The following is a 13,309-nucleotide window of genomic DNA, read 5'->3' as shown; positions in this document are numbered from 1 at the left end:
GGCGCGTCGGCGCGGCGCCCATGGTGACACGCGCCGCGTGGCCGTCCGCCCGCCCCGTTCCCGAGGCAGCGCCCCGTCATCCGCCGGTGCGTGACTCCAGGGCCTCACGGGTGTCGTCGCCGTAGACGCCGTCCTCGTCGCCGCGGATCCCGTACCAGAGCTGGAAGCGGGCCACGGCCTCGGTGAGGACGGTGTCGTAGCGGCCGTCGGTGGCGCCGTCGCGGTACACGTCCGGGATCTTCAGCAGCCGCTGCTGGAGATCGGTCACCTCGGGCCCACTGTCTCCCTCCCGGAGGGTGCCGGCGCCGTCGGGGTCGGTGGACGGGGACGGGCTCTCCGCCCGGGTGGCGGTCGGTGTCGGCTGGACGGTCTCCGCGGCCGCCTCACCGCCCCGGCCCGGCACCAGGAGGGCGGCGGCGAAGCCGACGAGCGCGGCGGCGCACACACCGACCGTGATGGCGGCCCGGCGCAGCCCGGTCCCGGAGCCGTCCTCGTCGCGCGCCCGTGCGCCACCCGTTGCGGGCGCCGCCCCCTGGGCGTCGCGCCGCCACCGGCCCGCCCCGCCGGGTGCCGCCGCGGCACCGGGGGCACCCGCCGCTCCGGCTCCGGTGCCGGGGCGCCCGGGAAAGGACCCGTACGGGTAGCCGGCGGCGGGACGGGCCGCCCCGGAGCCGTGCGGATGCCGTCGGCCCGGCCCCGGGCGACGCGCGCCGCGCGGCCCGGAAGAGGGCCCCGGCAGGTCGTGACCGGCCGCGCGGTCGCGGCCCGGCGGCGGTGCCGCGGGGGTCCGCCCGCTCGTCCCGCCGGGGGCCGCTGCGTACCGGCCGGCATCGTCCTCCGCCCAGTCCCGGCCGCCGCCGGGATCCGCCGCGTACCCGTGCCCGCCGCCCTCGTCGGCCGGGAACCCGCCGCCGTCCGTCGCCCGGCCGGGTCCGGCCGCCCGCCGCCCCGGCGCCCCGCCCCGCTCCGTCGCGGGCGCGTGGCCGAAGGCCCCGTCCCGGTGCCCCTCCCGCGCCCTCGCGGCCCCGGACCCGGACGCCCAGTCCCGGTGGCCGTCGTCTCCCGTCACGGACCCGTGCCCGGGCATCCTGCCCCCGGGGCCGCCCTGCTCCGCCCCGGCCCCAGGCCCTGACACCCAGTCCCGGTGGCCGTCGTCTCCCGTCACGGACCCGCGCCCGGGCATCCTGCCCCCGGGGCCGCCCTGCTCCGCCCCGGCCCCAGGCCCTGACGCCCAGTCCCCCGGCCCGCCGTGATCTGCCACGGCCCCGTGCCCGAACGCCCAGTCCCCCGGACCGCCCCCGGACCCCGGACCGGACGCCCCCGGCCCGCCCTGTTCCGTCACGGAGCCCGGTCCGGACGCCCAGTCCTGGGCGGTGACAGGTTCCGTCGGGGGGCCGGTGTCCTCGGGGGCGGCCGTCGTGGTCCGGCGGCCGCCGGGCGGCGGTGCGGGGTCGGCCGCCCAGGGGTCCGTCGGCGGGAGCTCCTCCGTCTCCGCCTCACCGCCGGCGGCCGGTTCGGCCCCCAGGGGGACGGACTCGTAGGAGACGGGGTCCTTCGTCAGCTCGGTCATCTCGCGGAACAGTTCCGCCAGGGCGTCGGTGTTGCGGGGCCGCAGTACCCGGATGGGCTCCACGACCCGTCGTTCCTGCGGCTGTCCCGGTTCGGCCGGTGTCGGCACCCTGGTCTCCCTCCGTTCCGTTCCCCCGCGGAGAGATACGGGCGGACGGGCGAACGGGTTCAGCCGGTGAGGAAGCGCCGCAGGGAACGCGTGGTCGCGGCGACGAACGCGTCCCGGGCCGTGTCGTCGAGGGCGTCCAGGGAGAGGTAGGGGTTGAGGTCCTCCAGCTCGACCAGCAGCAGCTCGCCGTCGGGAGCGCGGCAGGCGTCGACGCGCTGGATGCCGTGCGCCAAGCCGTTCCAGTCGATGAAGCGGCGGGCGAACTCCAGGTCGCGGGACGTGGGTTCGTACGGCTGGAGCCGCCAGCGGTGGTCGGGGTCCGGGGCGTGCAGGGCGTACTGGAAGTCGTGGTCCACGAAGTAGAAGGAGACCTCGTACGCGAAGTCCACGTACGGCTGGACGAGGACGCCGCCGTCGGCCAGGGCGGGGAGGAGGTCGGGGGTGACGATCCGCAGGCCCAGGGAGTCGGCGCCCAGTTTGGGCTTGACGACGTACCGGTCGGTCGCGGGGAGCAGGTGCAGATCCTCGACGCGGTCGACCGTGGGGATCACCGGACAGCCCTCGGCGCTCAGGTCGAGAAGGTACTGCTTGCCGGCCATGTCGGCGCGTCCGGTCAGCGGGTTGTACACACGGACGCCGTCCCGCAGGGCGCGCTCGCGGAAGGCCTCGTACTGCTGCCGGTAGCCGAGCACGGGGCCGCTGTTGCGGACGACCACCGCGTCGAAGGCGCCCATCAGCGCCTCCGCGTCCAGGGGGTGGCACAGGGCCAGGTCGAAGTCGGCGCGCAGCCGGGAGGTGAGGAAGACGTCCTCGTCGCCGTAGCGTCGGCCGCGGGCGGGGTAGGCCAGGTCGGTGACGTAGAGGAGGCGGGGGCGGGCGGACGGCACGGGGTCTCCTCTGAGCTGGGCTGCGGTGCGCAAAGGGTACGACGGGGTGCGCGGGACTCCTGCGGGGAGGGGGACGGAGGGGTCGTACGATGACAGGACCGTCGTTTTTCTCCTGAAGGGCCCGACGACTCCCGTGACCACCGCAACACTTCTCGACGGCAAGGCCGCCGCGGCCGACATCAAGAGCGAACTCGCCCTCCGCGTCCAGGCGTTGAGGGAGCGCGGCATCACCCCCGGGCTGGGCACGATCCTCGTCGGCGACGACGCGGGCAGCCGTTCCTACGTGGGCGGCAAGCACCGGGACTGCGCACAGGTCGGCATCGCGTCGATCCGGGTGGAGCTCCCGGCCGACGCCGCGCAGGCCGATGTCGAGGCCGCGGTGCTGCGGCTGAACGCCGACCCGTCGTGCACCGGCTTCATCGTGCAGCTTCCGCTGCCCGCCCACATCGACACCCACGCGGTGCTGGAGCTGATCGACCCGGTCAAGGACGCCGACGGTCTGCACCCGACCAATCTGGGCCGGCTGGTGCTGGGCATCCCGGCGCCGCTGCCCTGCACCCCGCGCGGCATCATCGACCTGCTGCGCCGCAACCATGTGCCCATCACCGGGCAGCAGTTCTGCGTCATCGGCTGCGGTGTGACGGTGGGCCGGCCGCTGGGCCTGATGCTGACCCGTGCCACCGAGCACGCCACGGTGACCCTGTGCCACGAGGCCACCCAGGACGTCGCCGCGCACGCCCGGGAGGCGGACGTCGTGGTCGCCGCCGCCGGAGTGGCCCATCTGGTGCGGCCCGACTGGATCAAGCCGGGTGCCACCGTGCTGTCGGTGGGCCTGACCCGCACGGTCGAGGGCGTCCTCGGCGACGTCCACCCGGACGTCGGTGACGTCGCCGGCTCCTTCGCCCCGCCGATCGGCGGCGTCGGTCCGATGACCCGCGCGATGCTGCTGACGAACGTCGTCGAGGCCGCCGAGCGGCTCTGACCCTCAGCGGCACCGCGTGCCAGGCACTCAGTTCCCTGACAAGAGGGAACTGAGTGCCATCGCCGGGTGTCAGGTGTTACGTTCCCGTCCATGAGCGCCACTGTGAAGGCGGAGGCCAAGCCGCCCATGCGGGACGCCCTGGTCGCGGCGGCCTTCCGGCTGTTCCTGGAGCGGGGCTACGAGCAGACCACCGTCGACGACATCGTGGCCCTCGCGGGCGTCGGGCGGCGGTCCTTCTTCCGCTACTTCCCCTCCAAGGAGGACGTGGTCTTCCCCGACCACGAGCGGTGCCTGGCCGACATGACCGCCTTCCTCGCCGCGAGCGAGGAGGACGCGGAGCCGGTGCGCCGGGTGTGCGACGCGGCCCGGCTCGTGCTGCTGATGTACGCCGAGAACCCCTCCTTCTCCGTGCAGCGCTACCGGCTCACCAAGCAGGTGCCGGGACTGCGCGCGTACGAACTGTCGGTGGTGTGGCGCTACGAACGCGCCCTCGCCGCCTATCTGCGGGGCCGCTTCGCCGGCCGGTCCGACGGCAGTCTGCGGGCCGATGTGATCGCCTCCGCCGTGGTCGCCGCGCACAACAACGCCCTGCGGTCCTGGCTGCGCTCCGACGGCCAGGGCGACGCGACCGCGACCGTGGATCACGCGCTGGCCTATGTGCAGTCGGCGTTCGGGGCGGGCCCGAACGCACCGGCCGCGCCTTCGGTGGACGTGCGACCGGAGAGCCCCGAGGACGTCGTCGTGGTGGTGTCCCGGCGCGGGGCGCCCCTGTGGCGGGTGGTGCAGGAGATCGAGACGACGCTCGGCCGGACGTAGCCGGGACGGGACGCGGATCCGGGGCGCGCGCTCTGCGGATATTGGGGGTACGCAGTGCCTTTACGCCTGGCACTGAGTGCCATACGCTGAGCGCGTGCACGGTGGCACGGTGAACCGCGCACGTCCGTGCACGGGTGAGCCGCGCACGTGGATTCCGGGCCCAGGGCAGGGAGTTGACCAGCGTGTACCACCACTCAGGAACCGCCGTTCAGCAGGCAGCCGGCTCCTCGGCGGGCCTGCTCGACCGCGCGAAGGGCGACGGCGAGGCGATCCTCTTCCAGCGCTGCACCTGGTGCGGCACCGCCATGTACCACCGGCTGCTGTGTCCGGTGTGCCAGGGCAGCGACCTGCGGACGGAGCGCAGCGAGGGCACCGGGACGGTCCGTCATTCCACGGTGGTCCACCGCAACACCCCCTCCGCGCGCAATGTGTCGCTGGTGGAGATGGCGGAGGGGTTCGTGGTGCGCGGCCGGGTCATGGGCCCGCTCATCGGCATCCACAGCGGCGACCGCGTGCGCCTGTCCACGGTGAAGGACCCGGTACGCGGCGAGCCGGTGTTCCAACTGGTGGACGAGCCCTACCGGGCCTGGCACCACTGAGGCCCGCCCGCCGGACCCACGCCCTGGAACCGGGGTACGGACCCGGCCGCTGACCCCCGGGCACGACATCCCTCACGCGCACCGGCCCGGCCGCCCACGGCTCTCCTCCAGTTCCTGCCGGCCCGCCCCGCCCTGCCGTTGACCGTCACTCCGTGGCCCTCGCTGGGCGGGCGCGGGGTCGTCGGCTGCCGCCGCGAAGGTCCGGGCGCGGTGACCGGTGCCGACGACTGCCGTGCGCGGGTGGGGAGTTCGGCTCCCGAGGTGTCCGGATTCTTGCCGTCCACGGACGGATTCCGTCGTCACAGGCAACCCACAGATCCCGAATCACTTCCTCCGTGGCGTGAGGCGCTCCCGGAACGGACGGGGCGCCCGCGCTCGAAGTGTGAGGAGGGGACCCGTGACCCATGCCCGTCGCATAGGTGTCACCGCCGTGGCCGTGCTCGCGGCACTGGCGGGATCACCGGGACTGGCCCAGGCCCAGCAGCCGCCCGGCACGACGACGTCGGCGGCGTCCGACAGCGGGCTGCCGCCGGGATGGCGCGTCAGCGGCGAGGGCGCGACGCGTGAGCTGGTCTGGCGGTCGGAGCGGACCGTGCCCATGGGGGACGCCCGGGTGGAGTTCCACGCGGGCGGCCGGCTGCTCGGCGTACCGAAGGCGGCCGGGGACGGCCGCACCTTCCGGCTCGCCCTCGACCGGGCCGCACCGCTGAAGGACCTGCGGGTCCTGGCGGCCGGACGCCGGCTGGACGCGCCCGCCGACGGCTCCGGCCCGTCCGCGGGAAACTCCCTGGCCGCCGCGCGGCCCCCGGCCGCACCCCCGGCGAACCCCGTCGACCCCGGCAAGCCGGGCGCGTACCGCACGGTCACCGGTGAGTACGACCTCGACCCGGTGAAGCTGCCCGGCTTCGCCCAGCCGGTCGAGATGCAGGCCGTGGTCGTCGCCCCGAAGGGCGCCACCGGCAAGCGGCCGCTCGCGCTGTTCCTGCACGGCCGGCACGGCACGTGCTACAAGCCGGGCGGCGACGACGCCACCGGCGACTGGCCCTGCCCGGCGGGCCTGAAGCCCGTCCCGAGCTACAAGGGCTATCTGCAGGACCAGAAGCTGCTGGCCTCGCAGGGCTATGTGACGGTGTCGATCTCCGCCAACGGCATCAACGGCCAGGACTGGGCGGCCGAGGACGGCGGCGCGCAGGCCCGCTCCTCGCTGGTGCGGCAGCACCTCGCCCGGTGGGCCGGCTGGGCCGACCGCCCGGGCGACGCCCCGGCGGTGGTGCGCGGCGCGCCCAAGGCCGACCTCTCCCGCGTCCTGCTCGTCGGCCACTCGCGCGGCGGCGAGGGCGTCAACCGCGCCGCGATGGACAGCCTCTACCCGGCACCCGCCGCACAGGACGGCTACCGCGGGCCGGTCCGCTGGAAGATCCGCGGCACCGTCCTCATCGGACCGACGATCTTCGGTCAGAATCCGGTCGCCGACGTCCCGTCCACGACCATCCTGCCCGGCTGCGACGGCGACGTCTCCGACCTCCAGGGCGAGGTGTACGCCGACGGCACGCGCGGCATCAGCAAGGGCGCCGCCCTGCACAGCGCCGTGTACGTGGTCGGCGCGAACCACAACTTCTTCAACACCGAGTGGACGCCCGGCAAGTCGGAGGCGCCCTCCTTCGACGACTTCTGGGACGACCCGGAGGGCGAGCGCGACCCGGTGTGCTCCGCCGGGACCCGTACCCGGCTGACCGCCGACCAGCAGCACAAGGCCGGCGCCACCTACATCGCCGCCTCGGCCCGGCTGTTCGTCGGCGGCGACGACCGGGTGCGCCCGCTGCTCGACGGCACCGGGCGGCGCGCTCCCTCGGCGGACCCGGCGCGGGTGCTGACCCACGCGGTCGGCGCGCGCCGCACCGGCGGGCTGCTGCCCGACGCCGGCGTGAAGGTGACCGGCGGCAAGCTGTGCGCGGCGATCGACCCGGACCCGGCCAAGGCCTGTCTGCGCGAGGACGCCGGGGGCACCTCACCGCACTTCGCCTGGTGGGTGACGGCGAAGGAGGCCGGCCGCGGCGCGGTCGCGCTGAAGTGGTCGGCGCCCGGTACGGCGGCGAAGGTCACCCCCACGAAGCCGCTCTCCCTGTCCGGCGCGAAGAACCTGGCGCTGCGTGTCTTCGTACCGCCGAACACCACGGGCACCAAGCTGGACGTGTCGGTCACCGACTCCGCCGGCCGCCGGGCCAGGCTCGGCCAGGTCAAGGTCGACGGACTGCCCGGCACCGAGCGCACCGCCTCCTACTGGGCGCGCGAGGTGCGTGTCCCGCTGACCGCGGCCACCCGCGGCGGGTTCGATCTCAAGCACGTCAAGTCGCTCGAACTGACTCCGCGTTCCCGGTCGGGGCAGGCCTGGCTGATGGACGCCTGGGGCTGGGCGCCCGGCACCCCGGCCGTGCGTGCCGCGGCACTGCCGCGCGTCGACATCGGCCGGCTCCGGGTCAAGGAGGGCGACTCCGGCACCCGCACGTACCACATTCCGGTCAAGGTCTCCGGGCACGGCAGCGGCAAGGTCCGCTTCTCCGTCCTCGACCCGGAGTCCGGCCGGGCCGTGGACAAGCTGGTCACGGTACGCCCCGGCAGCACCCCCGTCGACGTGCCGGTGGTGGTGAAGGGCGACACGCGCTTCGGCTACGACCAGCAGCACGACCTCGTCGCCAAGGCCGTACGGGGCGCGGTCGTCGGCTCCTACCTCGGCGGGGTCGTCGCGGAGAACGACGACCCCGCGCCCGAGGTCACCCTGACCCCGGTCACGGACAAGGTCACCGAGGGCGGGACGCTGACCTGGCGGCTCTCCCTCTCCGCGCCGGCCGACGTGGACATCTGGCAGCCCGCCCGGGTGCTGCCCGTCACGGAGGGCGCGGAACTGTCCACCAAGGACGTGGACCCGCAGTGGCTGATGGACTACTCGGGTGACGCGCCCGACCCGGAGCGTCCGCTGTCACAGGCGAACCTGTGGGTGTGGACGCAGATCCCGGCCGGGAGCACCACCGCCCAGTTCGTCGTGCCGACGGTGAAGGACCAGGTGGCCGAGCCGGTCGAGTCGGTGCGTCTGGCGCTGACCGACGACAACGCCGAGCCGCTGCCCGGCCACCCCGCGCAGACGGGGACGGTGACGGACGCGCCGTAGGCCGCGCCGGAGGAGAAAGGGGGGCACGGGCCGGCCGGTCCGTGCCCCCTCACCCGTTCACAGGGTGACGCGGATCCCGACCGTCCCGTCGAGCCCTCGGCGCAGCCGGCTGCCCAGGAGCGTCATGCGGCCCAGGAGGCCGTACTTGCGGGCGATCAGGGTGCGGTACCGGGCGGTGGTCTCCGGGTCGCAGATCTCGGCGGTGGCCGGGATCTGCTCGCCGGTGGGGTTGCCGCGCACGTCGCAGGGGCCGACCAGGACGTCACCGCGGGCCCGGATCCGCTTCACCTTCCAGGCGTCGGCGGCCGACCAGGCGCCGAGCGCGTCTCCGTCCCGCACCACCCAGACCGGGGTCGCGACCCCGGTCCCGTTCTTCCGGTAGCTGGTGATCAGCAGGTACTTGCCCTCACCCAGCCGGTCGAGCGCCTTCTCGTCCATGCCCGGCAGTCTAGGCCGCGGTCGGTGCCACCACCCGCGGCGGCGTCGGGCCGTGCCGGGATCAGCGCAGGGCGGCGGCCATCCGGTGCACGCCCTCGGTGAGGATCTCCGGGGAGGTGGCCAGGTTCAGCCGTATGTGCCCGGCCCCACCGGTGCCGAACTCGGGTCCGGAGCTGAACGCCACCCGTCCGCGTTCCAGGAACACCCCGGCCGGGTCGTCCCCGAGGTCCAGGGCCCGGCAGTCCAGCCAGGCGAGATAGGTCCCCTCCGCGGGCCGGTACCGGACGCCGGGAAGGTGCTCGGCCAGCAGGGCGGCGAGCAGGCGCCGGTTGGCGTCGAGGCCGGCCAGCACGGCGTCCAGCCAGGCGGTGCCGTCGCTCAGGGCGGCGGTGTGGGCGAGGACGCCCACATGACTGGCACCGTGCCCGACCTCCTCGGGCAGCCGGGCCAGATCGGCGGCGGCCCCGGGGCCCGCCACGGCCAGGGCCGCCTTGAGGCCGGCCAGGTTCCACGCCTTGGACGCCGACATCAGGGACAGGCCGTGGTCCGCGCCCGGCACGCTGAGATAGGGCACGAAATCCACACCGGCGGCGGTGACCGGGGCATGGATCTCGTCGACCACGACCCGGACGCCGTACCGCTCGGCGAGGGCGGCGACGGCGGCCAGTTCCCCGGCGGTGTGCACCGTGCCGGTGGGGTTGTGCGGGCTGCACAGCAGATGGGCGGCCCGCCCGCCGCCCGCGACGGCCCGCCGGTAGGTCTCCTCCAGGACGCCGAGGTCGAGCCGTCCGTCCGCGCCGAGCGGCGCCTCGGCGATCCGGCGGTCCAGATGGGTGATGAACGGGAAGAACGGCGGATACACCGGCGGGTTGACGACGACCGGATCGCCGGGCCCGGTCACCAGCCTGAGCATCTCGACGACGCCCAGCATCACGTCCGGCACGATCGCGGTCCGCTCGACCGCGAGCCCGTGCCACCCCCACCGCTTGGCGGCGAAGCCGGCCAGCGCCTCCGCGTAGCCGGTGCCCGCCGGATATCCGGTGTCGCCGAGCTCCATGGCCTCCGTGACCGCGCGGACCACGGGCGCGGCGAGCGGCACGTCCATCTCCGCGACCCACAGCGGAAGGACGTCGTCCGGATAGGTGCGCCATTTCATGCTCGTACGACATCGGAGACGCTCGAGGGTGACGGCGTGAAAAGGGTTTGGTCCACCGGCGGCTTCGTGCGGGATCCTGGTCATGGGGCACAAGATAGGGGGCCGCGGTGTGACCTGGGATCGGGTGAACGGGACATCCCTGGAAGTGGCGTGCGACGAGTCCGGCTCGGACGGCGAGAATCTCACCGGCGGCAACACGGACGTGTTCGCGCACGCCAGCGTGCTGCTGCCGATGGAATGCGCGGCCGCGCAGGTCCAGGAAATCCGCGGCCGTATCCGTTCGCCCGCCGAGGAGTACAAGGCGAACCATCTGCTGCGGGAGAAACACCGGGCGGTCCTGGAATGGCTGCTGTCGGAATCCGGCCCGCTGTACGGGCACGCCCATGTGCACCTGGTCGAAAAGGCCTTCTTCGTCGTCGACCGGACCGCGGGTCTGCTGCTCGAGGACCCGGAGGCGGCCGGGGAGCTCTTCCGTGAGGGGCGGCGCACTTTCACGGAAGAGGAATGGCGGGATTTCCTGGGGGCGGCCAACCGACTGCTGCGGGTGCGGCCCGGAGCGGGACCGGAGGACCCCGTCGACGGCTTCTTCCGCACCGTCGGCACCCTGCGGCGGACGTATCCCGGCACGCGGGCCGCGGACCTTCTGGCGCGACTGGCGGCGGAGCGGTGCCGCGCGGTCGCCTACCGCGACGGGATCGGGGCCGGACCGGCACCCCTCATTCCGCTTCTCAATCCCCTGCTGCCCTCCGTCCTGCGCACGGCGGCGCACTGGAGCCGCGGCGGGCGTCCGGTCCGGCTCGTCCACGACCGGCAGAACATGCTCACGCCGGAGCGGATCGCCTGGATCGAGGACGCGGCGGGGCGGGAGGGCATCGGGCTCACCGGGCTGCGGCTGGTCGTGGCGCGCGACGACGCGCGGGTGCAGCTCGCCGACTTCCTCGCCGGGATCGCCCGCAAGGTCGCCTCCGACGAGCTGAACGGGCACGGCGACCCCGCGCTCGCCGCGCTGCTGCGCCCCTACACCGGTGGATCGGCCGTGTGGGGCGACGCGCGCAGCTGGGCGCTGCTCGGTCCGGCGCCGGAGGAATCCGGGGGTCCTGCCACGGACGTCAACACCCTTGTCTAGATTGCTGGTTGACGCACGTGATCCCTTCTCGCCGGAGCCCGTCCATGTCAGAGAACAGCCGCATCGACATCACCCAGCCGCACACCGCCCGTATCTGGAACTACTGGCTGGGCGGCAAGGACAACTACGAGGTCGACCGGGAGGCCGGCGACCGGATCCGGGAGTTACACCCGGACATCGGCGCGTACGCGCGCGCCGACCGGCTCTTCCTGGGCCGGGCCGTGGAGCACCTGGTGGCCGAGGCCGGCATCCGCCAGTTCCTCGACATCGGCACCGGTCTGCCGACCGCGGACAACACGCACGAGGTGGCCCAGCAGCTCGCCCCGGAGGCGCGGGTCGTCTACGTCGACAACGACCCGCTGGTCCTGGCGCACGCCCGTGCTCTGCTCACCAGCACGCCCGAGGGCCGCACCGACTACCTCGACGAGGACCTGCGCAACGCCGACGCGATCCTCGCCCACGCGGCCAAGACGCTGGACTTCGACCAGCCGGTCGCGCTGATGCTGCTCGGTGTGGTCATCTTCATCGGCGACGACGAGGACCCGTACGGGCTGGTGCGCGGGCTGGTCGACCGGCTGGCGCCGGGGAGCCACCTGGTGCTGTCGCACACCATCACCAGCCCGGCGATGCCGGACGTGGACGAGGCCGTGAAGTTCTGGAACGAGCACGGCACGCCGAAGCTGACCCAGCGCACCCCCGGGGAGGTGGCCCGCTTCTTCGACGGCCTGGAGTTGCTGGAACCGGGCGTGGTGTCGTGCTCGCGCTGGCGCCCCTCGGCCCGGCCGGCCGACGGCGCGGAGCCCGAGGAGGTCGCGATGTTCGGCGGGGTGGCGCGAAAACGCTGAGGTGATCGCCGGCACCGGCATGTGACCGCGTCCGGGCTGAACGCGGCCGGGGCTTCGCACGTATGGGGATGAGGGCACTCAACGACCGGAGGGCCCCGCGGTGTTGAGGCCGCACGTTCGGGGTTTCGGGAGCCAGGCATGAGGCACGTACGACGACGGATCGTCCGGCGAGTGACACGGCTGGCGGCAGTCGGCGGACTCCTCCTGGGCGGGGCCATGGTCACCCAGGCGGCGATGGCGACCGAGACGCCCGCCGGCTCGGCGACGCCCCGCAGCGCGCCGGAGACCGTCGTCACCAATCCCGGCGCGGCGCTGGTCAAGAAGCTCGGCACCGCGCGGACGGCGGGCACCTGGCTCGACGAGGACGGGCAGCCGGTCGTCGCGGTCACCGACGAGGAGTCCGCCGCCACGGTCCGGAAGGCGGGCGCCGAGGCGAAGCTCGTGAGCCACAGCATGAACGAGCTCAAGTCGGCGACGGCGACGCTGCGTTCGGCGCCCAAGGTGCCCGGTACGGCGTGGGTGACGGACTACCGGACCAACGAGGTGGTCGTGCGGGCCGACAGCACCGTGTCGGCCTCCGACTGGGCGAAGCTGACGAAGACAGCGGCGGACATCGGCAGTTACGTCCGTATGGAGCGCACCACCGGCACGTTCACCACCCGGCTCAACGGCGCCCAGCCGATCCTGTCGACCGGCGGGCGCTGTTCGGCGGGCTTCAACGTGACCAACGGGACGAACGACTTCATCCTCACCGCCGGGCACTGCGGGCCGACCGGGTCGACCTGGTTCGCCGACAACACGGCCAAGCAGCAGGTGGGGCAGACGGTCAACCAGAGCTTCCCCGTCAACGACTTCTCGCTGGTGCAGTACGCGAGCGGCAAGGCCGGGGACGGGGCCGACGTGGTGGCGATCGGTGACGGCAACGGGGTGCGCATCACGGGCACCGGCGACGCGGCCGTCGGCCAGCGGGTGTTCCGCAGCGGCAGCACGACCGGGCTGCGCGACGGTCAGGTCACCGGGCTCGACGCGACGGTGAACTACCCGGAGGGCACGGTCAGCGGGCTGATCGAGACGAACGTGTGCGCCGAACCCGGTGACAGCGGCGGGCCGATGTTCTCGGAGGGCATCGCCCTCGGCATCACCTCGGGCGGCAGCGGTGACTGCACGACGGGCGGTACGACGTTCTTCCAGCCGGTGACCCGGGCGCTGGCGCAGCTGGGTGTGACGCTCATCGTGGCCGCGCCCTCGGACAACGCCGGGCAGGGCGCCGCCACTCCGTCCGGTGCCCCCCAGCCGTCCGGCTCGCCCACCCAGGCGGCGATCGCGCCGGGTTCGGCCTCGCCGGGCTCCACCACCCCGGTGGGTGGCCTCGGCGACGGGGCGACCCTCGCCTCCCGGCTGACCGACCCGAGGAACATCGGCCCCGGTCTGCTGGTCATCGGCGGCAGTCTGGTCGCCCTGGTCGCGACCCGCTACATCCGCGCCGAACAGGACCGCAAGGCCTACCGGGAGTACTACTCGGCGACCTGGAGCTGAGCCCCGAAGGACACCCCGGGTTGCACCCCCCGGGGAAAACGAAAAGGGCACCCGGTCAGGGTGCCCGCTTCGGTCTTCGA

The 13,309-nt window shown here is 74.0% G+C and carries 11 protein-coding genes; 7 read left to right on the top strand and 4 right to left on the bottom strand.

Annotated elements, in window-relative coordinates:
* Window positions 1–76 precede the first annotated feature (76 nt).
* Window positions 77–1,678 (bottom strand): peptidoglycan-binding protein, encoded by a 1,602-nt coding sequence (locus ACFY2L_RS11030; protein WP_390822087.1) that lies wholly within the window; start codon window positions 1,676–1,678, stop codon window positions 77–79.
* A 59-nt stretch (window positions 1,679–1,737) separates the two neighbouring features.
* Complete coding sequence (locus ACFY2L_RS11025; RefSeq protein WP_390656624.1) at window positions 1,738–2,565, bottom strand: hypothetical protein; 828 nt, start codon at window positions 2,563–2,565, stop codon at window positions 1,738–1,740.
* 133 nt (window positions 2,566–2,698) lie between these two features.
* On the opposite strand from ACFY2L_RS11025, the gene ACFY2L_RS11020 reads away from it, so the two are divergent.
* From ACFY2L_RS11020 to ACFY2L_RS11005, 4 genes are all read left to right on the top strand, one after another.
* Complete coding sequence (locus tag ACFY2L_RS11020) at window positions 2,699–3,547, top strand: bifunctional methylenetetrahydrofolate dehydrogenase/methenyltetrahydrofolate cyclohydrolase (RefSeq protein ID WP_390822086.1); 849 nt, start codon at window positions 2,699–2,701, stop codon at window positions 3,545–3,547.
* 126 nt (window positions 3,548–3,673) lie between these two features.
* A complete protein-coding gene (locus tag ACFY2L_RS11015; protein WP_390822406.1) occupies window positions 3,674–4,363 on the top strand; it encodes a TetR family transcriptional regulator in 690 nt (229 codons plus the stop codon).
* 182 nt (window positions 4,364–4,545) lie between these two features.
* Window positions 4,546–4,962 carry a Zn-ribbon domain-containing OB-fold protein gene (locus ACFY2L_RS11010; RefSeq protein ID WP_390656622.1) on the top strand — a complete coding sequence of 139 codons (417 nt, stop codon included), beginning with the start codon at window positions 4,546–4,548 and terminating at the stop codon, window positions 4,960–4,962.
* A gap of 397 nt (window positions 4,963–5,359) precedes the next feature.
* The gene (locus ACFY2L_RS11005) at window positions 5,360–8,128 is read left to right on the top strand and encodes a hypothetical protein (protein WP_390822085.1); all 2,769 of its coding nucleotides are present in this window, start codon (window positions 5,360–5,362) and stop codon (window positions 8,126–8,128) included.
* A gap of 57 nt (window positions 8,129–8,185) precedes the next feature.
* Here ACFY2L_RS11005 and ACFY2L_RS11000 read toward each other — a convergent pair whose 3' ends face one another.
* A complete protein-coding gene (locus tag ACFY2L_RS11000; protein WP_390656620.1) occupies window positions 8,186–8,566 on the bottom strand; it encodes a PPOX class F420-dependent oxidoreductase in 381 nt (126 codons plus the stop codon).
* Between the two features lie 61 nt (window positions 8,567–8,627).
* A complete protein-coding gene (locus ACFY2L_RS10995) occupies window positions 8,628–9,806 on the bottom strand; it encodes a MalY/PatB family protein (protein WP_390822084.1) in 1,179 nt (392 codons plus the stop codon).
* On the opposite strand from ACFY2L_RS10995, the gene ACFY2L_RS10990 reads away from it, so the two are divergent.
* From ACFY2L_RS10990 to ACFY2L_RS10980, 3 genes are all read left to right on the top strand, one after another.
* Window positions 9,805–10,848 (top strand): hypothetical protein, encoded by a 1,044-nt coding sequence (locus ACFY2L_RS10990; protein ID WP_390822083.1) that lies wholly within the window; start codon window positions 9,805–9,807, stop codon window positions 10,846–10,848. The genes ACFY2L_RS10995 and ACFY2L_RS10990 overlap by 2 nt on opposite strands.
* Window positions 10,849–10,892: 44 nt before the next feature.
* The gene (locus ACFY2L_RS10985; protein ID WP_390656617.1) at window positions 10,893–11,693 is read left to right on the top strand and encodes an SAM-dependent methyltransferase; all 801 of its coding nucleotides are present in this window, start codon (window positions 10,893–10,895) and stop codon (window positions 11,691–11,693) included.
* A 138-nt stretch (window positions 11,694–11,831) separates the two neighbouring features.
* Window positions 11,832–13,229 carry a S1 family peptidase gene (locus ACFY2L_RS10980; RefSeq protein WP_390656616.1) on the top strand — a complete coding sequence of 466 codons (1,398 nt, stop codon included), beginning with the start codon at window positions 11,832–11,834 and terminating at the stop codon, window positions 13,227–13,229.
* The last annotated feature ends 80 nt before the right edge of the window (window positions 13,230–13,309 follow it).

This window comes from Streptomyces sp. NPDC001381 (genome assembly GCF_042895685.1).
In the GTDB taxonomy this organism is placed as follows: Bacteria; Actinomycetota; Actinomycetes; order Streptomycetales; family Streptomycetaceae; genus Streptomyces.
The sequence above is the reverse complement of the archived record's forward strand: the minus strand, read 5'-3'. Positions and strand labels throughout refer to the sequence as shown.